Source organism: Agreia pratensis (genome assembly GCF_900177685.1).
GTDB classification, from domain to species: domain Bacteria; phylum Actinomycetota; class Actinomycetes; order Actinomycetales; family Microbacteriaceae; genus Agreia; species Agreia pratensis.
On sequence record NZ_FXAY01000006.1, the window covers coordinates 46290 to 70986 of the forward strand.

Genomic DNA, 24697 nt, shown 5'->3' on the forward strand with positions numbered 1-24697 from the left:
GACTACGCCTCGATGACGAGGGGAACGATCATCGGTCGACGACGGTAGGAGGTGTTGACCCACCGTCCAACCGTGCGTCGGACGACCTGCTGCATCGCGTGCTGGTCGTGCATACCGTTTTTGGATGCCTCGGCCAGGGCCGCGACGATCTTCGGCTTCACATCGTCGAAGACCGATTCGTCTTCGGCGAAGCCCTTGGCGTGAATCTCAGGTCCGACGACGACTCGACCGGTCTGAGCTTCGATCACGACGATGATCGAGATGAAGCCCTCCTCGCCGAGGATGCGGCGGTCCTTGAGGTCGGCATCCGTGATCTCTCCGACGCTGGAACCGTCGACGTACACGAATCCGAGGTCGTACTGGCCGACGACCGAGGCGACGCCGTCTTTCAGATCGATGACCGTGCCGTCTTCGGCGATGATCGTGTTCTCTTCGGGGACGCCTGTCTGCTGGGCCAGTTTGGCGTTGGCCACCAGGTGACGCTGCTCGCCGTGCACGGGCAGCACGTTCTTCGGCTTGAGGATGTTGTAGCAGTAGAGGAGCTCGCCTGCGGCGGCGTGTCCGGAGACGTGCACTTTGGCGTTGCCCTTGTGCACGACGTTGGCGCCGAGTTTCATGAGGCCGTTGATGATGCGGTAGACCGCGTTCTCGTTGCCGGGAATGAGGCTCGAGGCAAGGATGACCGTGTCGTTCTCCCCGATCTCCACCTGGTGCTCGCCGTTGGCCATGCGGCTCAGTACGGCCATCGGCTCACCCTGTGATCCGGTGGACATGTAGACGATCTTGTTGTCGGGGATGTCCCCGGCCTTCTTGAAGTCGATGAGCACGTTCTCGGGCACTTTGAGGTACCCGAGCTCTGCGGCGATCTGCATGTTGCGCACCATCGAGCGACCCAGGAGGGCGACCCGACGACCGTTGTTGTGCGCGGCATCCAGAACCTGCTGCACGCGGTGCACGTGGCTCGAGAAGCTGGCGACGACGACGCGGCGCGGCGCTCGACGGATGACGTCGTCGAGTACCGGACCGATGGAACGCTCGAGAGCGGTGAAGCCGGGAACGTCGGCATTGGTCGAGTCGACCAGGAAGAGGTCGATGCCCTCTTCGCCGAGGCGCGCAAAGGCACGAAGGTCGGTGAGGCGATTGTCGAGCGGAAGCTGATCCATCTTGAAGTCGCCCGTGTGCAGCACATTGCCTGCGACCGTCTTGATCGCGACGGCCAGTGCGTCGGGAATGGAGTGGTTGACGGCCACGAACTCGAGTTCGAACGGGCCGAACTGCTCGGTCTGCCCCTCGGCCACAGTGAGCGTGTAGGGCTTGATGCGGTGTTCTTTGAGCTTCGCCTCGATCAGCGCGAGGGTGAGTCCAGACCCGATGAGGGGGATGTCGCGCTTCAGACGAAGCAGATAGGGAACGGCGCCGATGTGGTCTTCGTGTCCGTGGGTGAGAACGATGCCGAGAACGTCGTCGAGGCGATCGCGCACGATCGAGAAGTCGGGCAGGATCAGATCTACGCCGGGCTGGTGCTCCTCGGGGAAGAGGACACCGCAGTCGACGATCAGCAGCTTGCCGTTGATCTCGAAGACGGTCATGTTTCGGCCGATCTCGCCGAGGCCACCGACGGGGATGACCCGGAGGGTGTCTTTGGCGAGAGGTCGTGGTTCGTATGCGGTAATGGGCATGTGCCCTCCTAGCTGGTGAATACCAGCCCGTGGTGACGGGCTAGCGTGTTGTGCCCGCGACCTTCGGCAGAGCGCCGCCGGCGGCGGCGTTGCGGTCGGGGCGGAAGTTGGTGAAGTCGATCGAGGGAATCCCCTTGACCAGGTCGATCTCGTTCTCGATCTGCGCGGCTTCCCACTCTTCGGGGCCGACAAGCGGCAACCGAACGCGGGGACTACCGATACGGCCGAGGCCGTGAAGAATATATTTGGCGGCGACCGTGCCGGGAACGTGGGTCATGACGGCGCGCACGAGCGGCTCGAGCGACTGGTGCGCCGCGGTCGCGGTCGCGAGATCGCCAGCATTCACGGCGTCGACCATCGTGCGGTACGGGCCTGATGCGATGTTGTTGGTGACGCCGATGAGCCCGGTCGCACCGATCGAGAGGTGCGGCAGGACGTTGGCGTCGTCGCCGGAGAAGTACATGAGGTCGGTCTGATTGATCACGCGGCTGACCTCGCTGAAATCGCCCTTGGCGTCTTTGATAGCGAGGATGTTGGGGTGCTTAGCGAGACGGAGGATCGTCTCGTACTTGATTGGCACGCCCGTGCGCCCGGGGATGTCGTAGAGGATAACGGGCAGATCGGTCGAATCGGCGATCATGCGGAAGTGCGTAAGCAGGCCGGCCTGAGTGGGCTTGTTGTAGTACGGGGTGACGACGAGGTTGCCGTCGGCACCCGCCTTTTCGCTCTGACGAGCAAGCTGCATCGCGTGCGCGGTCTCGTTCGACCCGCCTCCGGTCAGCACCTTCGCGCGCCCCGCCGACACCGACTTGGCGACCTGCACAAGCTGCAACTTCTCCGCGTCGGTGAGAGTCGAGGTCTCCCCCGTCGTTCCCGACACCACGATGCCGTCGGCTCCGTGGTTGATGACGTTGTCGATGTGCTTCTCGACGCTCGGCCAGTCGACCTCTCCGTCGGCTGTGAACGGGGTGACGAGGGCCACGAGTACCTGGCCGAACGGATTCTCTTTCGTGATCACGGGTTACAGGCTACCGGTCGCACAAGCCTGAAAACTGACACGAAGGCGTCAGAATCCGAGTCGCCCGAGTTGCTTGGGGTCACGCTGCCAGTCTTTCGCCACCTTGACTCGCAGACTGAGAAACACCTGCTTGCCGATGAGGGGCTCGATCTGCTCGCGGGCGGTGGCACCGACAGCGCCCAGCCGCGATCCGCCCTTTCCGATGATGATGGCCTTCTGGCTGTCGCGCTCGACGAACACGTTCGCATAGATCTCGACGAGCTCGCGATCGTCGCGCTCGATGATGTCGTCGATGGTGACGGCCAGCGAGTGGGGCAGCTCGTCGTGCACCCCCTCGAGCGCGGCCTCGCGAATGAACTCGGAGATGCGCGCCTCGAGCCCTTCGTCGGTCGTCTGCTCGGTCGGATACAGCTGGGGAGAGACGGGAAGGAGGCGGATGAGCTCGGCAGAGAGGATGTCGAGCTGGATGCTGCTCTGGGCAGACACGGGAACCACGGCCGCCCAGTCGCGCAGCTCGGACACGGCGAGGAGCTGCTCGGCGACCGCCGGACGCGATGCCGCATCGATCTTGGTGACGATGGCGACCTTCTTCGCCTTGGGAAAGCTCTCGAGCTGCTCGTTGATGAACCTGTCGCCGGGGCCGAGCTTCTCATTCGCCGGGATACAGAAGCCGATCACGTCGACGTCGCCGAGGGTGGTCTGAACGATCGCGTTGAGACGCTCACCCAGAAGGGTGCGCGGCCGGTGCATACCGGGGGTGTCGACGAGGATCAGCTGACCGTCTTCGCGGTGCACGATACCGCGGATGGCCCGCCTCGTCGTCTGGGGCTTCGAGGAGGTGATCGCCACCTTCTCGCCCACGAGGGCGTTGGTCAGAGTCGATTTGCCGACGTTGGGACGCCCCACGAACGAGACGAACCCCGCTCGGAAGTCGTTCGTTTCTTCGGTGCCGGAGTCGGTCACTCGGATCCTCTCTCTGAGACGGTCGGCGTCGCCGACGTGTCTCGTTGCACCAGAACGGTGCTGATTCTTTTGCGGCGGCCCTCGGTTCGCTCGGCGGTCAGCACAAGGCCGTTCGCCGAGACCCGGGAGCCGCTTGACGGAAGTCGGCCCAGCTCTTTCGAGAGGAGGCCTCCCACCGAGTCGACGTCGTCGTCGTCTAGTTCGAGGTCGAACAATTCGCCGAGTTCATCGACCGGCAGTCGAGCGCTGACACGGTAGACACCAGGTGACACTGTCTCAACCTCCACGATCTCCCTGTCGTACTCGTCGGAGATGTCTCCGACCAGCTCCTCGATCAGGTCTTCGAGGGTGACGAGGCCGGCGATTCCGCCGTACTCATCCACAACCATGGCCAGATGGTTCGAGTCGAGCTGCATCTGTCGCAGCGTGTCGTCAACTTTTTTCGACTCGGGAACAAAAAGTGCAGGACGGGCCAACTTACCCACGGCCGTCTTGTCGACCTTGTTCGGCTTCTCATAGCTGAGCCGCGCGACATCACGCAGATACAGGATGCCGACGATCTCGTCGACATCGTCGGCCACCACGGGCATACGTGAGACGCCGGTACTCAGGAACAGGCCCATGCCCTGCCCGACCGTCGCCGTCACATCCACCGTCACCATGTCGGTGCGCGGAATCATGACCTCGCGCACCACCGTGTCGGAGAAGTCGATGATCGAGTGGATGAGTTCGCGATCCTCTTCTTCGAGCACGTCGAGCTCTGTCGCCTCGTCGACCATGCTGAGCAGCTGCTGCTCGGAGGTGAAAGCCGCAGATCGCGGACGGCCGGGCGTGACTCGATTGCCGAACGAGACGAGAGCCCCGGCGATAGGGCCGAGAACCACTCGGAGAGCGTGCACCAGGAAGGCCGTCAGACCGATCACGGCCTCTGGATGAGCCCGGCCCACACTGCGTGGGCTCGATCCGACCAGAACGAACGACACCGTCGTCATGATCAGGGCAGCGAACAGAAGGACCAGCCATGGCCCCTCGATCCAGACCGACAGCACGATCGTGACGAGAACCGCGGCGGTCGTCTCCGAGACGACGCGGGCGAAGTTCACCGCGTTCATATGGGGGCTCGGATCCGTCGCGATTGCACGCAGCGATCTCTTCGCCCTGTACTTCTCGGCAAGTTCGGCGATGTCACCCCGGGAGAGTACGACGAGGGCCGAATCCGTCGCCGCGAACAGCCCTCCCAGCGCCACGAGAAGGAAAGCGGCGATCAGAAAGAGTGCAGTGATCATGTACGACGGCGACGCTCGGTGGCCGCGAAGCCGGTGAGAATGTCACGCTGCAGACCGAACATCTCTTTCTCCTCGTCGGGTTCTGCGTGATCGAATCCGAGAAGGTGGAGAACCCCGTGGGCGGTCAGGAGCTGCAACTCGTCGAGGGTCGTGTGCCCGGCACCGACAGCCTGCACTTCAGCCACCTGAGGGCACAGCACGATGTCTCCGAGCAGCCCGGGAGGGGTCGGTGCGTCTTCGGTACCCGGACGCAGCTCGTCCATGGGAAAGCTCAGGACATCCGTGGGCCCGGGCTCGTCCATCCACTGCACGTGAAGCTGTTCCATCGCGGCCTCGTCGACCAGCACGATGGCCAGCTCGGCGTCGGGATGCACGTGGAGCTGATCGAGCGCGTAGGTCGCGAGCCGCAGAATGGCCGTCTCATCGACAGGAATCGCGGACTCGTTGTTGATCTCGATGCTCATCGCGTCTTCTTGTACCTTTGGTCTCGCTCGGAGGCGCCGATCGTGTCGCCGGCCTTCTTGGCCATCTGAATCTGGTCGTATTTCGTGTAGGCGTCGACGATCTGTCCTACCAGCGTGTGCCGCACGACATCCGCGCTCGTCATGGTGGCAAAGTGGATGTCGTCGATGTCTCCCAGGACTCGTGTCACCAATTGCAGACCGCTCGTGCCCATGGGCAGATCGACCTGGGTGATATCGCCCGTGATCACCATGCGCGAGCCGAAGCCCAGGCGGGTGAGGAACATCTTCATCTGCTCCGGCGTGGTGTTCTGGGCTTCGTCGAGCACGATGAACGAATCGTTGAGCGTGCGCCCGCGCATGTAGGCGAGCGGCGCGACCTCGATCGTTCCCGCGGCAAGCAGCTTCGGAACGACCTCGGGATCGAGCATCTCGTTGAGCGCGTCGTACAGAGGCCGCAGATACGGATCGATCTTGTCGGTCAGGCTCCCGGGAAGGTAGCCGAGACGCTCCCCCGCTTCGACGGCGGGGCGCGTGAGAATGATGCGATTGACCTCTTTGCGCTGCAGCGCCTGCACGGCCTTGGCCATCGCGAGGTAGGTCTTGCCCGTGCCGGCCGGCCCGATTCCGAAGACGATGGTGTTCTCGTCGATCGCGTCGACATAGGCCTTCTGACCCGCCGTCTTCGGCCGGATGCTCTTGCCCCTGGTCGAGAGAATCGCCTGCCCGAGCAGATCCACCGGACTCGCGCCCTTGTCGGCGTCGAGGATCGCAGCACTCGAGGTGACTTCGGTGGAGGTCAAATCCTGTCCGTTCTTGATCATAAGGAGAAGTTCTTCGACGAGCCGCCTGGCCGCATCGACCTCGTCGGCATCGAGCCCTGTGAGAGTGACATCATTGCCCCTGACATGCACATCGACGCCCGGGTACTGCTTCTCGATCGTCGAGAGAAGGCGATCCTGCGGCCCAAGCAGGCGCACCATGGCGATGCCGTCTATGTGGATGCGCGCTTCACCCTGCGCTGAGCCCTCAGCCGGCGGCAAGAGAACCCTCTCCGAGATCGCCAGCGAGAACATGCGCGTGCACATGGAAAACGGTCTGACCCGCGGCCTCGCCCGTGTTGAAGACCAGTCGGAACTCGCCGCCGGCACGCTCGTCGGCGATATGAGATGCGAGCGCCACCACCTCGGCGAGCAGCGCAGGATCGCCAGCGGCGAGCTCGACGACATTGCGATACTTCTCGGTCTTCGGCACGACGAGAACGTGCACGGGCGCCTTCGGGGCGATGTCTTCGAACGCGATGACCGTATCGGTCTCGGCAATGATCGTGGCGGGAATCTCGCGCGCGACGATGAGCGAGAAGATCGAGGGTGAATCGCCTGAGGTTGACATGTCTCTATCTTAAGAGCGTCGGCTTCGCCGCAGCAGGCGGCGCCGGGCGCGTTCGCTCTCGGCACAGCCCGGGAACGTGCCCGTCACCAGCGGTTCAGCCGTACGTTGAGCACGGACAGCGCGGATGGACCCGCCGTCGACGTGCGCAGAATCTCATCGCCCAGTCGCACTCGAATGGCTCCCCGGCTCTCGAAGAGGTCGAGTTCGTGGGGCGCGATGCCCCCCTCGGGACCGACCACGAGAATGAGCACCTGCGCATCCGCCGGCAATGCCACCTCAGAGAGGCGGGCCTCTGCGGTCGGGTCGAGCACCAGCAGTGTGGCGTGTTCGGCGAGTCGAGCGAGCTGCTTGGTGTTCATGTGCTGCTCGATCGAGGGCACCCACGCGCGGATCGACTGCTTCGCGGCCTCTCGCACGATGGCGCCCCAGCGCTCCATGCCCTTCGCGACCTTCGCGCCCGTCCACTTCGACACCGACCGCTCGGCCGCCCAGGGTATGACCCCGGATGCGCCGAGCTCGGTCGCCGCCTGAACGGCCAGTTCGTCTCGGTCTCCCTTGGCAAGTGCCTGGGCCAACCACACCTCGGGAACGGGCGCGGCATCGAGAGTCGACGACTCGACCCTGATCTCGAGCGCCGCGGGCTCGACCGTCACGATCGGGCCGCGCACCACGAGCCCCGCACCATCTCCGATGGAGATGACCTCGCCGATCCGGAGACGATTGACCGTCACCGCGTGACGCGCCTCGGGACCGGCCAGCGCGACGCCGTCTCCGACGGCGTGCGGGGCGTCGGCGAGGTCGGCGCGCAGGAAGAGGGAACTCACCGTACAGTCCTAGACGTTGAGGAAGCGGTCGCGCAGCTTGGCGAACAGGCCCTGCTGGAAGTGTCCCAGGTTGGGGGCAGGATACTTGTGCGCTTTCGCGAGCTGCTTCACCAGCTCTTTCTGCTTGTGGTCGAGCTTCGTGGGCGTCGTCACCTGCACTCCGATCTTGAGGTCGCCGCGACCCTGTCCGCGAAGATGGGTGATTCCGCGGCCCTTCACCGTGATGATCTCTGCGCTCTGCGTGCCGGGCTTGATCTCTACTTCGATGTCGCCGTCGAGGGCGGTGACGCTGGAGGTCGTGCCGAGCACCGCATCCCACATGAAGACCTCGAGTGTGCACAGGATGTCGTCGCCGTTTCGGCTGAAGATGTCGTGGTGGCGCACCTTCATCTCAAGGTACAGATCGCCATTCGGTCCGCCCGCCGGGCCGACCTCACCCTGGCCGATGAGCTGCAGACGCAGGCCCGTGTCGACGCCGGCAGGGATGTCGACGGGGATCGACCGCCGCGCACGCACGCGCCCCTGGCCCTGGCAGGTGACGCAGGGAGCGGGGATGACGGTGCCGTAGCCGCGGCACGTGCCGCAGGGGGCGCTCGTCATGACGTTGCCGAGAAGCGAGCGCACAGCGCGCTGAATCTGGCCGCTGCCACCGCAGATATCGCAGGTGACGGGGGATGTGCCGGGCTGGCAGCACGAGCCGTTGCAGGTTTCGCAGACCACGGCCGTGTCGACCTCGAGGTCGCGGTGTGTTCCGAAGATGACCTCGCCGAGGTCGATCTCGACGCGCAGCAGGGCATCTTGGCCGCGCTCCTCGCGCGACTTCGGACCTCGTGAGCCCCCCTGCGCCCCGAAGAAGGTCTCGAAGATGTCGCCGAAGCCTCCGAATCCGCCCTGTCCTCCAGGGAAGCCCTGCTGGGGCCCTCGGTCGTAGTCGCGGCGCTGGCCTGGATCGCTCAGCACATCGTAGGCATGCGTCACCGCCTTGAACTTCTCTTCTGCGTCGGGCGCGGAGTTCACATCGGGGTGCAGCTCGCGCGCCAGCCGCCGATAGGCCTTCTTTATCTCTTCGGGGGTGGCGCTCTTGTCTACGCCGAGCACGTCGTAATGGTCAGCCACGCGGGCCTCTCCTTATAAGTCGGGATTCGCTGGCCGTGGAGCGGCAGCGTTCTGTCAGATGGGGGCAACGCCGAGACGACGAGCCGGGAAACGGGGTCAACTCTCTCCGAGAGCGCGCGAGAGGTAGCGAGCCACCGCGCGCACGGCAGCGATGTTGCTCGAGTAGTCCATGCGCGTCGGGCCGAGCACGCCGAGGTGCGCGAGAGAACCGCCCTGCGCACTGTAACCGCTCGCGAGGATGGACGTCTCGCCCAGGCCGAACGGCGCGTTCTCGCGGCCGATGCTCACCGAGACGCCACGCTGATCGGCTTCGAGTTCGCTGAACAGTCGCAGCAGAACGACCTGTTCTTCGACTGCCTCGAGCACGGGCAGGATGCTGCCGTGGAAGTCGTTCTCGGTACGCACGAGATTGGACGCGCCGGCGATGACCAGTCTGTCGTGGCGCGTGGCCGCGACGTGATCGGCGATGGATGCGACGATGACCCGCACCACGGGCATCCGGGACGCCGCGAACATGCCAGGAAGCTCGCCGAGGCGAGCGGCCGCCTCGACGACGCCGACGCCCGCGAGCGCCGTGTTGAGCTTGGCGCGGAGTTCGCCGATGAAATCGACGTCGACCTCACCGGGAACATCGACGACGCGCTGGTCGACGTGCCCGGAGTCGGTGATGACGACGAGAAGGAGTTTCTGCGGCGCGAGCGCGACCACCTCGAGGTGACGGAACCGCGCCTGCTGCAGCGACGGATACTGCACCATGGCCACCTGTCGGGTGAGCTGGCTGAGAAGCCTCACGGTTCGTGCGAGAACGTCGTCGAGATCGGCGGACTCGCCGAGGAAGGTCTCGATCGCTTGACGCTGAGCCGACGTCAACGGCTTGAGGTCGGCCAGGTGGTCGACGAACAAGCGATATCCCTTGTCTGTCGGTATGCGACCCGACGACGTGTGAGGGGCCGTGATCAACTCTTCTTCTTCGAGGAGCGCCATGTCGTTTCGGATGGTGGCCGCTGAGACACCGAATGAGTGCCGATCGACGATCGACTTGGAGCCGACGGGCTCACGGGAGGCCACATAGTCTTGAACGATGACGCGGAGCACTTCGAGGCTGCGGTCTGACACCATGTCGCGACACCTCCCTCTCGTCTGCACTCTTTCGTCTGCTCAGTCTCGCGAACGATTGGCACTCGGAGATCCTGAGTGCCAATTATATCTCGCTGACGGCATCGGCGGATCATTGCCCACCAGACGAGTTGCGCAGTATCTTGTGCTGGAAGCCCCCATCCAGCGACGAAAGGCCGCGACTCATGTCCGATCCCAACGCAACTCCTGAGAACCCCTCGGGTGCGGGCGGGCCGACGCCCCCTCCCTACACGCCGCCCGCAGGCCAGGTTCCCCCCGACTTCGGCACGCCCGCCGGCGGATCCGTTCCCCCGCAGTCCGGCGCTCCGCAGTACGGCGCTCCGCAGTATGGCGCTCCGACCGGTGGCCAGACGCCGCCGCCCGGATACACGCCCCAACCCGCCGCGGCCCCGGGCGCACCGTTCAGCCAGTCCGACGACAAGCTCTGGGCGTCGCTCGCGCACTTCGGCGGCGTTCTCAGCTTCGTTCCGCCTCTGATCATCTGGCTCGTTGCCAAAGACCGCGGTCCCCTGACCAACCAGGAAGGCAAGGAGTCGCTGAACTACCAGATCACGATCGCCATCGCCTGGGTCGCCTATTCGATTCTCGCCATCATCCTCGGACTGATCCCGATCGTCGGACCGATCCTCGCGCTGATCCTCGTACTGGCGATCTGGGCCGCCCAGATCGTCTTCCCGATCATCGGCGGAGTCAAGGTGAACGGCGGCGGCACCTACCGTTACCCGTTCGCCCTCCGTCTCATCAAGTAGACGAATACGTCAGGAGCGCCGGTCGACACCTCGTGTCGCTCGGCGCTTCTTTGCTTTAATGGTCAACATGACATCAGCCCCGCCTCCGTCCAACGCCTCGTATCAGGCGCAACCTCCGATGGCGCCGCAAGACCAACGCCTCTGGGCGACACTTATTCACCTCGGTGGAATCCTCTTCGGATTCGTGCCCGCGCTCGTCGGCTATCTCGTCTTGAAAGACCGAGGAGACTTCATTCGCCAGCACACGCTCGAGGAACTGAACTTTCAGATCTCTCTGGCGATCTACCTGACCGCCACGGTGCTCCTCGGCTTCGTGACGTTCTTCATCGGAACGATCCTGGCGTTGCCGCTCGCTGTCGCGGCGATCATCTTCATGGTCATCGCCGCCGTCAAGGCGAACGCGGGAGAGTTCTACCGCTATCCGTTGACCATCCGCTTCGTCAAGTAACGAAGGCTAGCTCGTCAGACGCCTGACCACGGCGTCGGCGAGCAGCCTTCCCCTCAGGGTGAGGACAACCGCGCCCTGGATGGCCGAGCGCCCGTCGACGAGGCCATCGGCGATCAATCCTGCGACCTCTCGCCTCGGCTCTGCCGCAAGCGAGTCGATGCGCAGGCCCTCACGGATGCGCGTCAGGAGCAGGACCCGCTCTGTCTCGCGGGTCGTCGCATCCAGAGTCTCGCGGCCGGCGGCCGGCGAATGGCCGGCCGCGATGCGCTCAGCGTAGGCGGCGGGATGCTTGACGTTCCACCATCGTGTGTCGCCGACGTAGCTGTGAGCTCCGGGGCCGATGCCCCACCAGTCGTGTCCCTGCCAGTACGCGAGATTGTGCCGCGAGACGAATGTGTCGTTCGCCGCCCAGTTACTGACCTCGTACCAGGAGTACCCGGCAGCCGCGAGCATCTCGTCGGCCAACTCGTACATGTCGGCCTCGAGATCGTCGTCGGGCTCCGCGACCTCGCCTGACTTGATCTGACGAGCCAGCTTCGTTCCCTGCTCGACGATGAGCGCGTAAGCCGAAAGGTGATCGGGCCGGGAGGCCAAGGCGCTCTCGAGCGAGGTGCGCCAGTTCTCGAGCGACTCCCCCGGTGTGCCATAGATGAGGTCGAGGCTCACCTGGAGCCCGGCCTCGCGTGCCCATTCGACCACGAGCGGCACCCGCTCGGGATCGTGCGTGCGATCGAGGGTGCGCAGCACATGAGGCACGGCGGACTGCATGCCGAAGCTGACCCGAGTGAATCCGGCGTCGGCGAGGGTCTTCAGGTAATCGGCGTCGACACTGTCGGGGTTCGCCTCTGTCGTGACCTCGGCGCCCTGCTGCAGCCCCCACGCGTCGCGGACGGCCGCGAGCATGCGCACGAGGTTCTCGGCGGGCAGCAATGTCGGCGTTCCGCCGCCGAAGAAGACCGTCGACACCTCTCGAGAAGGCACGCCCGACTGCTCGAGTACACGACGAGCGAGGTCGACTTCGACCACCGCCTGAGACGCGTAGTCGGACTGCTTGGCACCCCGCAGCTCGGTGGCCGTATAAGTGTTGAAGTCGCAATAGCCGCAGCGCACACGACAGAAGGGCACGTGCAGATAGACGCCGAAGTTGCGAGAGTCGGCGTCACGGTCGGAGCCTACGGGGAGCAGACCATCGAGCGGTGCGGGATCGCCTAGCGGGAGCGCCGACGCCATCAGCGCCGACCAATCGCGCCGTGGGTGCTCACGCGGCGCGACCGGGAAGGAGCGCTCGCAGATAGCGCTTCGTCATCAGACGCTGTTGGCGGCGAAGCAATGGCGAGACCGCTCGAAAGAACGCTGTGCTGCCGCGCGAGAACGAGCGCACTGTGAACCAGACGGAGTCGTCGGGCTCATGTGTGACGACGAAGCTCTCCTCGCCCTCTTCCGGGTGCCCGGGCAGGGTTCCGTAAGCGAAGCCGGCCTCGTTCGGCTCGTCGATGACGAGCACGACCCGCACGGGCGCCGTGACGACACGGCCATACGCCCGGATGCGCAGATCAGCCGTGACACCGGCAGAGATCTGCGGCGTTCCGTCTTCGGAATAGGTGAGTTCGGGATTCACATCACGAGCGGCCAGCGGAGTGCCGTCGGCGTCGTAGACGAGCCCCGCGTAGTCGGTGTCGCTCGGAGTGGGCAGCTCGATGTTCGAGACATCGATGCCGCTGTTCTTCTGCACACCCCAGGCCAGCAGAGTCGCTGCGGCAGCTTCGAAGCGTTCGCGCCCCGATCCTATGCGGATGCTGTCTTCGGCCGGCTTGTACCCCTTGGGCGGGTAGAACATGAGGTCGGCAGCCTGCGAAGCTCCGACGGCCGCATAGGTCAGAGACTGGCCCGTGTGGGTGGATCGCTGCAGCATCGGCTACTTCTTTTCTTTCTTCGTCTCTGTGTCGCCAGACAGGGCAGCAATGAATGCGCCTTGGGGCACCTCGACGCGACCGACCATCTTCATGCGCTTCTTGCCCTCTTTCTGCTTCTCGAGGAGCTTGCGCTTACGGCTGATGTCACCGCCGTAACACTTGGCCAGCACGTCTTTTCGCATGGCGCGGATCGACTCGCGGGCGATGATGCGCGCGCCGATCGCAGCCTGGATGGGCACCTCGAACTGCTGGCGCGGAATGAGCTTGCGCAGACGCTCTGTCATGAGGGCGCCGTATGCCTGGGCCTTGTCGCGGTGGACGATCGCGCTGAACGCGTCGACCTGTTCGCCCTGCAGCAGGATGTCGACCTTCACGAGGTCGGCCTCCTGATCTCCGATGGGCTCGTAGTCGAGCGATGCGTAGCCGGCCGTCTTCGACTTGAGGCTGTCGAAGAAGTCGAAGACGATCTCGGCGAGTGGCATGTTGTAGCGGATCTCGACGCGGTCTTCTCCGAGGAACTCCATGCCGAGCAGTGTGCCGCGACGGCTCTGGCAGAGCTCCATGATGACACCGACATAGTCTTTCGGCGCCAGGATCGCGGCCTTGACCACCGGTTCGTGAACGCTCGTGATCTTGCCCGAGGGGAACTCGCTCGGGTTGGTGACCGTGACGGTCTTCTTGTCTTCGGTGGTGACCTCGTAGATGACGCTCGGCGCGGTGGCGATGAGGTCGAGACCGAACTCGCGCTCGAGGCGCTCGTTGATGATCTCGAGGTGCAGAAGCCCGAGGAATCCGCAGCGGAAGCCGAAGCCGAGGGCGACCGAGGTCTCGGGCTCGTAGACCAGCGAGGCGTCACTGAGCTTGAGCTTGTCGAGCGCGTCTCGAAGGGCCGGGTAGTCGGTGCCGTCAATCGGGTACAGACCCGAGAACACCATCGGCAGTGGCTCCGTGTAACCCGGAAGCGCCACGGTGGCCGGCTTCGAGTGGGTGGTGACCGTGTCGCCGACCTTGGACTGGCGCACGTCTTTCACACCCGTGATCAGGTAGCCGACCTCACCGACGCCGAGTCCCTTGCTGGGGGTCGGCTCCGGCGACGACACACCGATCTCGAGGATCTCGTGAGTGGCACGGGTCGACATCATCTGGATCTTCTCGCGCGGCGAGAGCTGTCCGTCGATCATTCGAACGTAGGTGACGACGCCGCGGTAGGAGTCGTAGACCGAGTCGAAGATCATGGCGCGAGCCGCGGCATCCGGATCGCCCTGGGGTGCAGGAACGAGGGCCGTGAGGCGGTCGAGGAGCTCGGGAACGCCGACGCCGGTCTTGCCCGAGACCCGCAGCACGTCTTCGGGCTTGCCGCCGATGAGGCTGGCCAGCTCCTGCGCATACTTGTCGGGGTCTGCTGCGGGCAGGTCGATCTTGTTGAGAACAGGGATGATCGTGAGGTCGTTGTCGAGCGCGAGGTAGAGATTCGCCAGTGTCTGCGCCTCGATGCCTTGGGCGGCGTCGACGAGCAGGAGCGCGCCCTCGCACGCCGCGAGCGAGCGTGACACCTCATAGGTGAAGTCGACGTGGCCGGGGGTGTCGATCATGTTGAGCGCGTAGGTCTGACCCTCGAGCGACCACGGCATGCGCACGGCCTGGCTCTTGATGGTGATACCGCGTTCACGCTCGATGTCCATGCGGTCGAGGTACTGAGCGCGCATGTCACGGTCGCTGACGACTCCGGTGATCTGCAGCATGCGGTCGGCCAGCGTGGACTTGCCGTGGTCGATGTGGGCGATGATGCAGAAATTGCGAATGAACGCGGGGTCGGTGGATGCCGGCTCCAGGGCCTTGTTAGCTAGCGGGCTCACGCGTTCCTCTTGTGTCGTACGGCGGGTAAGCGCCCATTCTCTCACGTTGTTCGTGGCCGACGCTTTTCGTCACGTTGCGGGGGCAGTAGACAGTTCGGCGCGGTTGAATATGGTCATGAGTATTTTTCTTACCGGTGCCACCGGCTACATCGGATCCGCAGTCCTCCGCCAACTCCGACTGCAGGGGCGCGATGTGACCGCCCTGGTGCGCTCGCCCGAGAAGGCGGCAAAGATCGAGGCCCTGGGGGCGACCGCGGTGATCGGTGACATCACCGATACCGAACTCGTGACGGAGCAGGCGATCGCAAGCGACGGCGTCATCCACCTCGCCGCCCCCGGCGACGACTCCAGCCGTGATGCCGACGACGCATTCGTGACGGCCGTCTTCGCGGGACTCGAAGGAAGCGACAAGCGCTACGTGCACACGGGCGGAATCTGGGTCTGGGGAAGCAATTCCGACATCACGGAGGATTCGCCCCGCAACGCACCGGCCATCGTGGCCTGGCGCGAGGAGATCGAGAAGCGCGTACTCGGCGCGCAGGGCGTCTCGACCACGCTGATCGCTCCGGCCGTCGTGTTCGGACACGGCGCGGGGATCGCCGCGCTCTTCACCGGCGACCACGACGGCGACGCGACACCCGCCGTGAAGCTCATCGGCGATGGATCGCAGCATTGGACGACCGTGCACGTCGACGACCTGGCCGAGCTCTACATCCTCGCTTTCGACCTCGGCGAGTCGGGCTCGACCTACATCGGTGCCAGCGGCGAGAACCCGACAGTGCACGAGATCGGCGAGGCCGCGGCGTTCGGCCAGGGCCTCGACTCCCGTGTCGAGGCACAGACCGTGGAGGAGACGTACGCACGCCTGGGCGAGCCGTTCGCAGACGCGCTGCTGCTCGATCAGCAGGCAAGAGGAAGCGCTGCTCGCATCGACCTGGGCTGGGAGCCCAACGGCCCCAGCATCCTCGACGAGTTGCGCACCGGGTCGTACGCGGTCAAGAACTAGTCGGTCGTCGCGCGCCTCTCTTGAAGCTCGAGGCCGTAGGCGCGCGACGGCTCGATACCGGGAGGGTTCTCTCGATCGGGCATGCGTGAGAAGCCGCGCCGCTCATAGAGTCCGTGCGCGGTGGTCATCTCAGTTCCACTGTTCATGACCACGCGCTCGGCCCCGCGCTCGCGGGCGAGGTCGATGACGAAGTCGGTGAGGATGCTGCCCACGCGACGCCCGCGCGACGCGGGGTCGACGGCGAGCAGGCGGAAGTCGAACTCTCCCGGCCTGCCCAGCGGCGTCAGCAGCTCGCCCGGTCGAGGCGTCGTGACAGAACCCAGGATGCGGCCGGTCGCGTCGTCGACGGCGACCCACACCTCGCCGATGGCCGCGTGACGCGGCACATCGAGGATCTGCACCGCGTAGTCGTCGCCGATGGTGAAGTCGAGCCGATACGCCTCGAGTCGCTGGCGAGCGATCTCGTCGTGCTCGTCGGGGCGGGCGAGGCGCACGGAGATGCCGCCCGGCTCGGGCGTCTGCGCATCCGGCTGCCGTCGCGCTGGCTCGGGCAGGCGACGGATGCCCTCGAGCAGGTCGTCGAGACCGGCGGCGACACAGATGCGGATCCACCCCTCTCCCCCGCGACCGAAGGCGCTGCCCGGAGCCACGGCGACCCGTTTCTCGAGCAGGAAACGCTCAGCCCATCCCGCCACGTCGCCGCCCGTCGCGTATCCGACGTCCACCCACAGATAGAAGGCGCCTGACGGCTGCAGATACTCGATTCCTCGCTCGCGCAGAAGTGCGGTGGCGGCGTCGAGGTTCTGCCTGTAGTGCAGGCCCGCTGTTCTCACGTGCTGCTGATCGCCCCCGACGGCCACGAGGGCGGCCAACTGCGCGGGCGTGTTGACACAGCTGATCATCGCCTCCTGCGCCGTGCGCATGATCGTCGACAGCCCCGGAGGTGTGACGAGGTATCCCACTCGCGCGCCCGTGAGCGCGTAGGTCTTCGACAGCGAGAACACGGAGAAGACCCGGTCGTCGGCATCGAGACTCGCCACCGACACATGCGGGGAGTCGTAGCTGAAGGCCTCATAGACCTCGTCGCTCACGATCCAGAGGTCGTGCTGCCTCGCGAATTCGACGAGTGCCCGCAGAGTCTCCTCAGGAAAGACCGACCCGAGCGGATTCGATGGCGAGTTGATGATGATCATGCGGGTGCGCGGCGTGATGAGCCTCGTCAGCTCATCGAAGTCCGGCAGAAAAGCGTTGTCTCGGCGCAGCGGATACGGCACCGAGACCGCGGAAATCATGGCCGCGTTCATCGCGAAGGTCGAGTAGCCCGGATCGGGAATGAGGACTTCATCTCCGGGCCCGAGAGTGAGACTCATCGCGAGATAGAGAGCCTGCATGCCGCCGCACGTCACCCAGACCTGCTCCGTGTCGACGACGACGCCGTTGTCGCGTGCCAGCTTGCGAACCAGGGCCTCGCGAAGTGCGGGAAGGCCCCCGTTCGGCCCATAATCGGTCTCGTCGGCGAGCCAGGCATCCGAGCCTGCTCTGAGGATCTCGGGCGCGACATCGACGTCGGGCTCCCCCACCGCGAGCATCACCACGTCGTCGAGTGCCAGCGCCATCTCGAAGATGCGCCGGATTCCCGACGGAGGAACGGAATCGATGTGGGATGCGAGCTGTGGCATGAGAGCATTAAGGCTACGCCTCGGTCGGGGTACGGTGAAACGCCGCAGTCCGCACGGGTAACGCGTTCCTGGGTCACCTCGATATTGTCGAGAAGGCACCCGTCTGGTAACGTTGCCTGTTGGCTTACGCTTCCGTCTTACTATGCGGAGCGAACTCGCGGTCGCCGGTCGATCGCATTGCATTCATCCGAACACATACAAGAGGTAATTTCGTGGCAAACATCAAGTCGCAGATCAAGCGCATCGGCACCAACAAGAAGGCCCAGGAGCGCAATAAGGCCGTCAAGAGTGGCCTGAAGACCGCTATCCGCGCCACCAAGACCGCTGTCGCCACGGGCGACAAAGACAAGGCCCTCGCCGCGCTGATCGCTGCGGGCAAGAAGCTCGACAAGGCCGCCTCGAAGGGCGTCATCCACAAGAACCAGGCCGCGAACCGCAAGTCGGCCCTCGCGAAGACCGTCGCCTCTCTCTAACGAGAGCCGCTCTCTCACGAGACGCACGCACGAAAAAAGCCCCGCACTGCGGGGCTTTTTTCGTACCTGCCGCTCAGTGGGGCAGCTCACCGCGCTCGGCGATGACGCCGATCATGCGCTCGAGCGAGTAGACGGCGTCGCGGCTGCCGCCCTTGATGTTCTCGTCGGTCTCGGCGAGCATCTGGATGCTGCGGCCGAGACCCGCACCCGACCAGCCGGCCAGGTCGCGGCGGGCTCTGTCTATCTGCCACGGCGCGAGTCCGAGTTGGCCGGCGAGTTGGCCTGATCCGCCGCGGGTGCCCAACACCTTGGCCATCGTGCGGAGCTTCATGGCGAACGCGGCGACCATGGGCACCGGATCTGCACCCGACGCGAGCGCGTGACGAGCGAGTGCGAGCGCCTCGCCGTGTCGACCGGCGATCGCCATGTCAGCGACCGCGAAGGCGCTGGCCTCGACGCGGCCGCCGTAGTACCGGTCGACAGTGGCCTCCGTGATCTCGGCCGACGCATCGGCCACGAGCTGCTGGCACGCGCTGGAGAGTTCGGTGAGGTCGTCGGAGAACGCGGCGACCAGGGCCCTGAGCGCACCCGCCGAAACGCGGCGCCCTGCAGCGCGGAACTCGGAAGAGGCGAACTCGTAGCGTTCGGCGTCTTTCTTGAGTTCGGCGCAGACGATCTCGATTCCTCCACCCGAACCGGATCGGATCGCATCGAGCAGCCGCTTGCCTCTGACACCGCCGCCGTGCCGAAGCACGAGGTAGGTGTCGTCTGCCGGGTTCTCGAGATAGGAGATGGTCTCGCTGAGGAAGTCGTCGGTGCACTTTTCGACTGAGGAGACGCGGATCATGCGCGGCTCGGCGAAGAGTGACGGGCTCGCGACGGTGAGCAGCTCGCCCGGCGCGTACGACGACGCGTCGATGTCGGAGACTTCGAGACTCGGGTCCTCCAGCTTCAGCAGCTCACGGAGCTGCCGGATGCTGCGTTCGGCAAGAAACGACTCCGTGCCCGACACGAGGACGACCGGCGCGGGGCGCACCTGCTCCCAGGAGAGCTGCGGGATCGAGGCCTTCGCCGTTTGTTTTGCGCCGCGTGCAGTAGCCACGTGTCCTCACTTACGTCGTTTCTCGTATCGAGCCTACTCGGCGGCACAGACACGAGTGACGCGGCACCGGCACCGGCCGTCTTCTCGCTCCAGACGACCGTGTCGCCGTCCTCGATCGACACCACGACGAGGCCGAGCAGGTCGGTGCGGAAGACCCGGGTTCCGGCGCCCGCGAGGATCTCGAGAATGCGATCGTTCGGGTGCCCGTAGTCATTGTCGGCGCCCACCGAGATGAGTCCTGCTCGAGCGCGGATGCGGTTGTAGAGTTCGGCGCTCTGATCGCCTGATCCGTGGTGGGCCACCTTCACCACGTCGACCGGGCCGAGTCTGCCCTCGGCCATCAACCGAGCCTGGTCGCTCTCGCCGAGGTCTCCGAGGAACAACGCATCGATGTCTCCCGAGAACCTCATGGTGACACTCGCGCCGTTACCACGGAGTGTCGTGTCGGCCGTGGGCCAGAGCACCTCCCAACGAAGTGCTCCGAGCTCTCCCCTGTCGCCTCGTGCCGCCTGCTGGACTATCGCTCCGGACTCGACGACACGACGCACGATCACCTCGTCGGACGGGCCATCGACAGGTCCGACCAGCACGGCGTCTGCTCGGCCCACCACTGCATCGAGACCGCCGATGTGATCGAGGTCGAAGTGTGTGATCACGAGGAGATCGATACGACCGATCTGCATACGCTCGAGACAGGCCCGCAAGAGATCGGGATCCGGCCCCGTGTCGATGAGGGCTGTCACATCACCGCTTTTCACAAGCACAGCATCGCCCTGCCCGATATCGCATGCCGCGATACGCCAGTTCTGCGGTACAGAGAAGCGGAGCGCGATGGTGCCGCCGATCATCACCCCGCCGTACACGCCGACGATCGCAGCTGCCAGGAACACCGCCATCGCGCGCCGGAGCCGCGGAGCGCCGGAGGCAAGGAGAACCCAGAGCGCCAGGGCGGTCAAGACAAGCACGAGCAGGGCGCCGAGAAGACCCGGCACCCACGGTAGCCGTGCACCGGGTGCATCAGCGAAGAACCGAGCGACAGCGCCGATCCACGCTGCCGGCAGCCAGCACAGCCATGCGGCCGGCACGGCCACGGGTGGGATGAGTGAGCCCACCAGACAGCCCAGCAGACCCACGACGGTGGCGATAGGAGCGGCCGGAGCCGCGAGCAGGTTCGCCGGAATGCTGTACGGAGCAACCGTGGGTGTGAGGAGGGCGAGCACAGGCTGGCAGGCGAGCTGGGCAGCAAGCGGCACAGCGATGACGGCCGCCAGCCATGGCGGCATCCAGCGAGAGAGAGCGGATGTGACGGGCCGGGTGAGCAGCAGGAGCCCGGCTGTTGCGAGCGAGGAGAGTGCGAAACCGAAGCTGTGCGAGAGCCACGGATCGGTGACGATGAGACTGATGACCGCCAGGCAGAGCACGGGCATGCCTCGAGCGGAGCGAGACGCCCCGATCGACACGAGAACGATGGCCGCCATGGCCGCCGCACGAATGACGCTCGGCTGCGGTGTGACGAGGATGACGAAGAGCACCAGCACCGCACCGGCCATACCGAGTCGCGCGCCTCGACGAAGACCGGCGAAGCCGGCGATGAGGAACGCCCCCGCGATGACGATGGCGCAGTTGGCGCCGGAGACGGCGGTGAGATGGCTGAGGCCGCTGTCTTTCATCGACTCGTCGAGCGAGGCATCGACCAGGGAATCGTCGCCCAGGGCGAGTCCGGGTACCAGCTCTGCGCCATCGCCGGGGAGGCCTCGCGCGGAATCAGCGAATCGGGCTCGTAGCTCGGCCGCCCAGGCAAGCTGCCATCCAGGAGGCCGGACAGTCTGCGGGTGGCCCTCTGCGAACGCGAGCCACGCAGTCTGGGATCCGTCGTCGGTGGCGCGGAATCGTGCATCGACGCGGATCGTCGATCCGATGGCGGGCGCGTCGGCCGTGCCGAGACCGTCGACGAAGACCAGCACCCGTGTCGACGTGCGGTCACTCCGACTGTCGGCGTTCTGAAGGCGATGCAGGGTCGCCTCGAATCGCACACCCGACAGCGACTCGCCGCCGAAGCCGGAGTGAGCAGTCTCGGCCGGTGTTCCCACAACCTCGAGCTCGGCCGACAGCGCCGTCTGCGTCTCGTCAAGAAGCAACGGGGGCTCTCGCAGAGGCTGGAGAACGAGCACCGCGACCGCGACGCACGCGCCGATGCCCGCACACACAGCGACCGTCGGGAGAGCACGGCGCGTTCCTCGTCGAACCCGGCCCCATCGAGATGCCCCCACGGTCGGGGCAAGCAACCGCCACAGCGTCAGCGAGACCGCGAGGCAGGCGACCGCGCCGATCAGAACGGATGACGCAGCAGTCGGCTGCCCGACGAGCACGAATGCGGCGCCCCATGCGAAAAGAGCCGGAGCCGTCAGGCGATGATCGGCCCACCGTGTAGAACCTGGATTCCGTGGCTCACGCCGCGGCCCGCTCATACGACTGCCGCATCGCGGAGTCCATCGAGCGTCTTCTGTCCGATGCCGGGAACCTCGAGCAGCTGGTCGATCGACGTGAACGGGCCGTGCTCGTCTCGGTAGTCGATGATCTTCTTCGCCGTCTCCGGACCGATGCGCGGCAGGGTCTCGAGCGCGGCGGAGTCGGCCGTGTTGAGGTTCACCGCGGCAGACGCGGTGTCGCCTGGCGCTGCTGCGCCGCCGCTCGACGGCAGCGGCACGGTCTCGCCCATCGCGGGCGCGTACAGCTGCTCTCCATCGCTCACGACGCGCGCCAGGTTGAGCTGCGCCGTATCCGCCACATCGGTGTATCCGCCCGCGGCGGCGATGGCATCGACGATGCGGGCTCCCTCACGCAGCTCGTACAGCCCCGGTCGCGCAACCGCCCCGAGGACGTGCACATAGATCACCAGCCCATCGGACGAGCCTCCTCCGTCGAGGGTCTGGCCCACACCCTCAGGCGGAGAGTTGCTCTGCGCTGCGCCCTGACTCGTCACGAGGACCTCGCTGCTCCCTCGCGGAGCCAACGCCGACACGAGCACCGCGACCACCAGGACGGCGAGCACGATGACGATGCCGGCGCCAACCCCGATGCTGAGCCGCGCCCGCGCCGGTGGCGGCGGCTCGGCATCCATGCCACCACGGTAGGCGGGTGACGCATAACGACGATCGCCCCGTCGCCGTGCTGTGAACAGCACGAGCACCGGGGCGACTGGTGAGGAGAGGACGCGAAAACGCGCCCGCTTCAGCGACGAGCTCGCCACCACGAACGAAGTCTGCTCAGCTACCCCTAAGACCGCCCGCGTGCGGCGATGGGCGCGAGCGCAGCGTCGATGAGCCGAACGGCCCGCTCGGCCGTCATGCGGTCGGTCTTCTCGGCAGCGCGGGCGACGGCGATGCCATCCGTCACAGCGAGGACGAGCGCGGCGTCGTCGGCCGTGATTCCGGCATCCGGGTAGGCGGCCTCGAGCAACTGCTGGAGGAAGTCCTCGGTGCTGCCCCAGTCCGCGGCGTGTATCGCCCGGATCCCTGGCTCCGTCGTCGCGCGCGCGGCGAACGCCGTCCACACGACAGCGTCGGTCAGGCCTGTCTCCGTGAGGCACGAGACCTCCTCGCAGAACGCCCGGAGGCGTCGCTCCGCCGACTCCTCGTTCTGGAGCAGGAGGCGCAGGCGCTCGCGGAACCGCACGTTGACTGCGGTCATCGCGCCGATGATGAGTGCTTCCTTGGTCGTGAAGTTGTGCTGCACGGCGCCCACCGAGACGCCGGCTTCCGCCGCGACGTTGCGGATGGTGACGGCGTCGCTGCCACGGCTCGAGAGAATGAAGATGACGGCGTCGAGGATCGCGTCCCTGCTCCCACGTCGGACGGTCATCGCTCTCCCTCCCCCGCTCGCGGTGACATCGCTGGCGTCGATCGCCCCTCTTAGGCTACGGTCAGATCATGACCAATACGATCGTATTGCACAGCACGAACCTCCGTGGCGCCCGCATCGGGGCGATCGATGTCGTCCGCGGTATCGCGATCGTCGGCACGCTCGGAACCAACATCTGGGTGTTCTCCCACCCGTGGGGACTCCTCGGCATGCTGAGCATGCCGGTGACGTCCGAGCCGGGCGGACCGGAAGCGGTTGCGCAACTCGCCCTGATGTCCCTCGCGCAAGGGAAGTTCCTGGCGCTGCTCTCCCTCGTCTTCGGGATGGGGCTCGCGATCCAACACGGCGCGGCCGTGCGCCGCGAGACCCGCTGGCCCGGGCGTTACCTCTGGCGGGCTGCGCTCCTGCTGCTCGACGGCGCGATCAACTACGTTCTCATCGCGGAGTTCGACGTTCTCATGGGCTATGCCGTCACAGGAGCGATCGTCGCCTACCTGCTCATCACTCGCCCGCGTGCCCAGCGGGCGATGATCGTGGTGTTCGGCGCGCTCCACGTGATCATCATCTCGGTGGTCGTGGCCGCCGTCGCCCTCACAGACGCGTGCTGCGACGCGACGCTGCCCAACGGTCGCAATCCCTACGCCGACAGCTCGTTCCTCGACCTCGTGTTCTTCCGCCTCGACAATGTCGGAGTCTTCCGCGCGGAACCTGTGCTCATCGCCTTCCTCTCGCTCGCGCTCTTCCTCCTCGGCGCACGACTCCTGGGTGCCGGCGTCTTCGCACCGGAGGGCAACCGGCTCCGCCGACGGCTCATCATCGTGGGTGCTTTCGCCGTGCCGATCGATCTCACCCTCGGGATCGCTGGCGGAACGGCCGGACTGCTCGCCGAGCGGTACCTGGTGGCGCCGTTCGTGGCTCTCGGGCTCCTCGCCCTCATCGCCGAGCTCTGCTTGAGAAGGGGGACAGACGGCTGGCTCGCCCGCCGGTCGAGCGAGATAGGCCGCGTCGCGCTCAGCGCGTACATGTTGCAGAACCTCCTGGCCGGAGCGGTGTTCTACGGCTGGGGCCTCGGCCTCGCTGAGCACACCCTGGAGTGGCGCCTACCCGTGACCCTCGCGGTCTTCGTGGCGCTGACCGCCGTCATCGCGCTGTTCGCGCACCTCTGGCTGCGGCGCTTCGCCCTTGGTCCGGTCGAATGGCTCTGGAAGCGCGCCGCACTAGCGAGAGGCAAATAGCCTCACCGCGACTGTCACCCGGTTACCGGCTTCTCCGGAGCGTCTGGACTCCGTGATTTACGACGAACGGATGACGATGTCCCCGTCGCGCGCTTCGACAGGCAGGTACTTCGCCAGGTGTCCGATGTCTACCTGGTCACCGTCGTCGTTGACGACGTGAAGCACGGCCACGCATCCCAGCCTCTCGCCGCCTTCGCGGAGCAGGTCCACGGCATCCTCGGTCATGCTGGCGCTGAGCCCATACCGGTAGGGCAACGTCGTCACTGTCGTGACACACTCCGCATCGCCTTCGTCGTATTCGGTGAACGCCTTCGCGAAGTCGTCGGGCAGGGTCGCTACGACTGCAGCATCGACCTCAGGCTGAGCCGACTTCGGGGCCGGGCTTGCGCTCGAGCAGCCGGCCAACGCGAGCATGGCAGCCACCATCAACAGCACGAAGAAGACCGCGAGCGCGGGCCGACGCACGGGGGCGGGCGACGTGGGGCTGAGAGCCGTCACA

24 protein-coding genes are annotated in these 24697 nt (G+C 65.6%); 5 read left to right on the forward strand and 19 right to left on the reverse strand.

Annotation, left to right across the window (positions count from 1 at the left end; genetic code table 11):
- Nucleotides 1–2: 2 nt before the first annotated feature.
- From B9Y86_RS15335 to hrcA, 10 genes are all read right to left on the reverse strand, one after another.
- Nucleotides 3–1679, reverse strand: coding sequence for a ribonuclease J (locus B9Y86_RS15335; protein ID WP_085487712.1), 1677 nt, complete (start codon nt 1677–1679; stop codon nt 3–5).
- A gap of 40 nt (nt 1680–1719) precedes the next feature.
- Entirely contained in the window at nt 1720–2697 is a 978-nt protein-coding gene (gene dapA, locus B9Y86_RS15340) for a 4-hydroxy-tetrahydrodipicolinate synthase (RefSeq protein ID WP_139824939.1), read from the reverse strand.
- Nucleotides 2698–2745: 48 nt separating this feature from the next.
- The gene (gene era / locus B9Y86_RS15345) at nt 2746–3660 is read right to left on the reverse strand and encodes a GTPase Era (RefSeq protein ID WP_085487714.1); all 915 of its coding nucleotides are present in this window, start codon (nt 3658–3660) and stop codon (nt 2746–2748) included.
- Nucleotides 3657–4946: a hemolysin family protein gene (locus B9Y86_RS15350; protein WP_085487716.1), complete on the reverse strand. Its 1290-nt coding sequence runs from the start codon at nt 4944–4946 to the stop codon at nt 3657–3659. Before B9Y86_RS15350 ends, era begins: the two co-directional genes overlap by 4 nt.
- The gene (ybeY, locus tag B9Y86_RS15355) at nt 4943–5410 is read right to left on the reverse strand and encodes an rRNA maturation RNase YbeY (RefSeq protein ID WP_078715309.1); all 468 of its coding nucleotides are present in this window, start codon (nt 5408–5410) and stop codon (nt 4943–4945) included. Before ybeY ends, B9Y86_RS15350 begins: the two co-directional genes overlap by 4 nt.
- Nucleotides 5407–6495, reverse strand: coding sequence for a PhoH family protein (locus B9Y86_RS15360; RefSeq protein WP_425319478.1), 1089 nt, complete (start codon nt 6493–6495; stop codon nt 5407–5409). Before B9Y86_RS15360 ends, ybeY begins: the two co-directional genes overlap by 4 nt.
- A complete protein-coding gene (locus B9Y86_RS15365) occupies nt 6437–6799 on the reverse strand; it encodes an HIT domain-containing protein (RefSeq protein WP_085487720.1) in 363 nt (120 codons plus the stop codon). Before B9Y86_RS15365 ends, B9Y86_RS15360 begins: the two co-directional genes overlap by 59 nt.
- An 83-nt stretch (nt 6800–6882) precedes the next feature.
- A complete protein-coding gene (locus tag B9Y86_RS15370) occupies nt 6883–7623 on the reverse strand; it encodes a 16S rRNA (uracil(1498)-N(3))-methyltransferase (RefSeq protein ID WP_085487722.1) in 741 nt (246 codons plus the stop codon).
- Between the two features lie 9 nt (nt 7624–7632).
- Entirely contained in the window at nt 7633–8739 is a 1107-nt protein-coding gene (gene dnaJ, locus B9Y86_RS15375; protein ID WP_085487724.1) for a molecular chaperone DnaJ, read from the reverse strand.
- 96 nt (nt 8740–8835) lie between these two features.
- Entirely contained in the window at nt 8836–9858 is a 1023-nt protein-coding gene (gene hrcA, locus B9Y86_RS15380; protein WP_085487726.1) for a heat-inducible transcriptional repressor HrcA, read from the reverse strand.
- A 182-nt stretch (nt 9859–10040) separates the two neighbouring features.
- On the opposite strand from hrcA, the gene B9Y86_RS15385 reads away from it, so the two are divergent.
- Both B9Y86_RS15385 and B9Y86_RS15390 read left to right on the forward strand, forming a co-directional pair.
- Nucleotides 10041–10625 carry a DUF4870 domain-containing protein gene (locus B9Y86_RS15385; RefSeq protein WP_085487728.1) on the forward strand — a complete coding sequence of 195 codons (585 nt, stop codon included), beginning with the start codon at nt 10041–10043 and terminating at the stop codon, nt 10623–10625.
- 67 nt (nt 10626–10692) lie between these two features.
- Nucleotides 10693–11073 carry a DUF4870 domain-containing protein gene (locus B9Y86_RS15390; protein WP_228515263.1) on the forward strand — a complete coding sequence of 127 codons (381 nt, stop codon included), beginning with the start codon at nt 10693–10695 and terminating at the stop codon, nt 11071–11073.
- Nucleotides 11074–11079: 6 nt separating this feature from the next.
- On the opposite strand, the gene hemW is transcribed toward B9Y86_RS15390, so the two are convergent.
- The 3 genes from hemW to lepA are packed head-to-tail and all read right to left on the reverse strand — an operon-like array spanning nt 11080 to nt 14842.
- On the reverse strand, nt 11080–12303 hold the full coding sequence (gene hemW / locus B9Y86_RS15395) for a radical SAM family heme chaperone HemW (RefSeq protein WP_085487730.1): 1224 nt from the start codon (nt 12301–12303) through the stop codon (nt 11080–11082).
- Nucleotides 12304–12331: 28 nt separating this feature from the next.
- The gene (locus tag B9Y86_RS15400; protein WP_228515262.1) at nt 12332–12985 is read right to left on the reverse strand and encodes a DUF1990 domain-containing protein; all 654 of its coding nucleotides are present in this window, start codon (nt 12983–12985) and stop codon (nt 12332–12334) included.
- A gap of 3 nt (nt 12986–12988) precedes the next feature.
- Complete coding sequence (gene lepA, locus B9Y86_RS15405; RefSeq protein WP_085487732.1) at nt 12989–14842, reverse strand: translation elongation factor 4; 1854 nt, start codon at nt 14840–14842, stop codon at nt 12989–12991.
- 115 nt (nt 14843–14957) lie between these two features.
- Here lepA and B9Y86_RS15410 point away from each other — a divergent pair, with 115 nt between their 5' ends.
- Complete coding sequence (locus B9Y86_RS15410; protein ID WP_085487892.1) at nt 14958–15848, forward strand: NAD-dependent epimerase/dehydratase family protein; 891 nt, start codon at nt 14958–14960, stop codon at nt 15846–15848.
- Here the strand turns inward: B9Y86_RS15410 and B9Y86_RS15415 are convergent.
- A complete protein-coding gene (locus tag B9Y86_RS15415; protein WP_085487734.1) occupies nt 15845–17527 on the reverse strand; it encodes an aminotransferase class I/II-fold pyridoxal phosphate-dependent enzyme in 1683 nt (560 codons plus the stop codon). The genes B9Y86_RS15410 and B9Y86_RS15415 overlap by 4 nt on opposite strands.
- A gap of 212 nt (nt 17528–17739) precedes the next feature.
- On the opposite strand from B9Y86_RS15415, the gene rpsT reads away from it, so the two are divergent.
- Nucleotides 17740–18000 carry a 30S ribosomal protein S20 gene (gene rpsT, locus B9Y86_RS15420; protein ID WP_085487736.1) on the forward strand — a complete coding sequence of 87 codons (261 nt, stop codon included), beginning with the start codon at nt 17740–17742 and terminating at the stop codon, nt 17998–18000.
- Between the two features lie 73 nt (nt 18001–18073).
- Here rpsT and holA read toward each other — a convergent pair whose 3' ends face one another.
- From holA to B9Y86_RS15440, 4 genes are all read right to left on the reverse strand, one after another.
- The gene (gene holA, locus B9Y86_RS15425; RefSeq protein ID WP_244894795.1) at nt 18074–19060 is read right to left on the reverse strand and encodes a DNA polymerase III subunit delta; all 987 of its coding nucleotides are present in this window, start codon (nt 19058–19060) and stop codon (nt 18074–18076) included.
- Nucleotides 18952–21471, reverse strand: a complete 2520-nt coding sequence (locus B9Y86_RS15430; RefSeq protein ID WP_176223386.1) for a ComEC/Rec2 family competence protein — start codon at nt 21469–21471, stop codon at nt 18952–18954. Before B9Y86_RS15430 ends, holA begins: the two co-directional genes overlap by 109 nt.
- A gap of 95 nt (nt 21472–21566) precedes the next feature.
- The gene (locus B9Y86_RS15435) at nt 21567–22355 is read right to left on the reverse strand and encodes a helix-hairpin-helix domain-containing protein (RefSeq protein WP_342351726.1); all 789 of its coding nucleotides are present in this window, start codon (nt 22353–22355) and stop codon (nt 21567–21569) included.
- Nucleotides 22356–22378: 23 nt separating this feature from the next.
- Complete coding sequence (locus B9Y86_RS15440) at nt 22379–22963, reverse strand: TetR/AcrR family transcriptional regulator (protein ID WP_085487744.1); 585 nt, start codon at nt 22961–22963, stop codon at nt 22379–22381.
- 68 nt (nt 22964–23031) lie between these two features.
- Here B9Y86_RS15440 and B9Y86_RS15445 point away from each other — a divergent pair, with 68 nt between their 5' ends.
- Nucleotides 23032–24198, forward strand: coding sequence for a DUF418 domain-containing protein (locus B9Y86_RS15445; protein ID WP_085487746.1), 1167 nt, complete (start codon nt 23032–23034; stop codon nt 24196–24198).
- A 57-nt stretch (nt 24199–24255) separates the two neighbouring features.
- Here the strand turns inward: B9Y86_RS15445 and B9Y86_RS15450 are convergent, their stop codons facing one another.
- Nucleotides 24256–24696 (reverse strand): hypothetical protein, encoded by a 441-nt coding sequence (locus B9Y86_RS15450; protein WP_085487748.1) that lies wholly within the window; start codon nt 24694–24696, stop codon nt 24256–24258.
- Between the last annotated feature and the right edge of the window lies 1 nt (nt 24697).

Bases quoted from the DNA above. Each gene is read 5' to 3' on its own strand.
- B9Y86_RS15335 (WP_085487712.1), bottom strand. From the start codon at position 1,679: ATGCCCATTACCGCATACGAACCACGACCTCTCGCCAAAGACACCCTC.
- B9Y86_RS15350 (WP_085487716.1), bottom strand. From the start codon at position 4,946: ATGATCACTGCACTCTTTCTGATCGCCGCTTTCCTTCTCGTGGCGCTG.
- ybeY (WP_078715309.1), bottom strand. From the start codon at position 5,410: ATGAGCATCGAGATCAACAACGAGTCCGCGATTCCTGTCGATGAGACG.
- B9Y86_RS15360 (WP_425319478.1), bottom strand. From the start codon at position 6,495: ATGTGCACGCGCATGTTCTCGCTGGCGATCTCGGAGAGGGTTCTCTTG.
- B9Y86_RS15365 (WP_085487720.1), bottom strand. From the start codon at position 6,799: ATGTCAACCTCAGGCGATTCACCCTCGATCTTCTCGCTCATCGTCGCG.
- hrcA (WP_085487726.1), bottom strand. From the start codon at position 9,858: ATGGTGTCAGACCGCAGCCTCGAAGTGCTCCGCGTCATCGTTCAAGAC.
- B9Y86_RS15385 (WP_085487728.1), top strand. From the start codon at position 10,041: ATGTCCGATCCCAACGCAACTCCTGAGAACCCCTCGGGTGCGGGCGGG.
- B9Y86_RS15390 (WP_228515263.1), top strand. From the start codon at position 10,693: ATGACATCAGCCCCGCCTCCGTCCAACGCCTCGTATCAGGCGCAACCT.
- hemW (WP_085487730.1), bottom strand. From the start codon at position 12,303: ATGGCGTCGGCGCTCCCGCTAGGCGATCCCGCACCGCTCGATGGTCTG.
- B9Y86_RS15400 (WP_228515262.1), bottom strand. From the start codon at position 12,985: ATGCTGCAGCGATCCACCCACACGGGCCAGTCTCTGACCTATGCGGCC.
- B9Y86_RS15410 (WP_085487892.1), top strand. From the start codon at position 14,958: ATGAGTATTTTTCTTACCGGTGCCACCGGCTACATCGGATCCGCAGTC.
- B9Y86_RS15415 (WP_085487734.1), bottom strand. From the start codon at position 17,527: ATGCCACAGCTCGCATCCCACATCGATTCCGTTCCTCCGTCGGGAATC.
- B9Y86_RS15440 (WP_085487744.1), bottom strand. From the start codon at position 22,963: ATGACCGTCCGACGTGGGAGCAGGGACGCGATCCTCGACGCCGTCATC.
- B9Y86_RS15445 (WP_085487746.1), top strand. From the start codon at position 23,032: ATGACCAATACGATCGTATTGCACAGCACGAACCTCCGTGGCGCCCGC.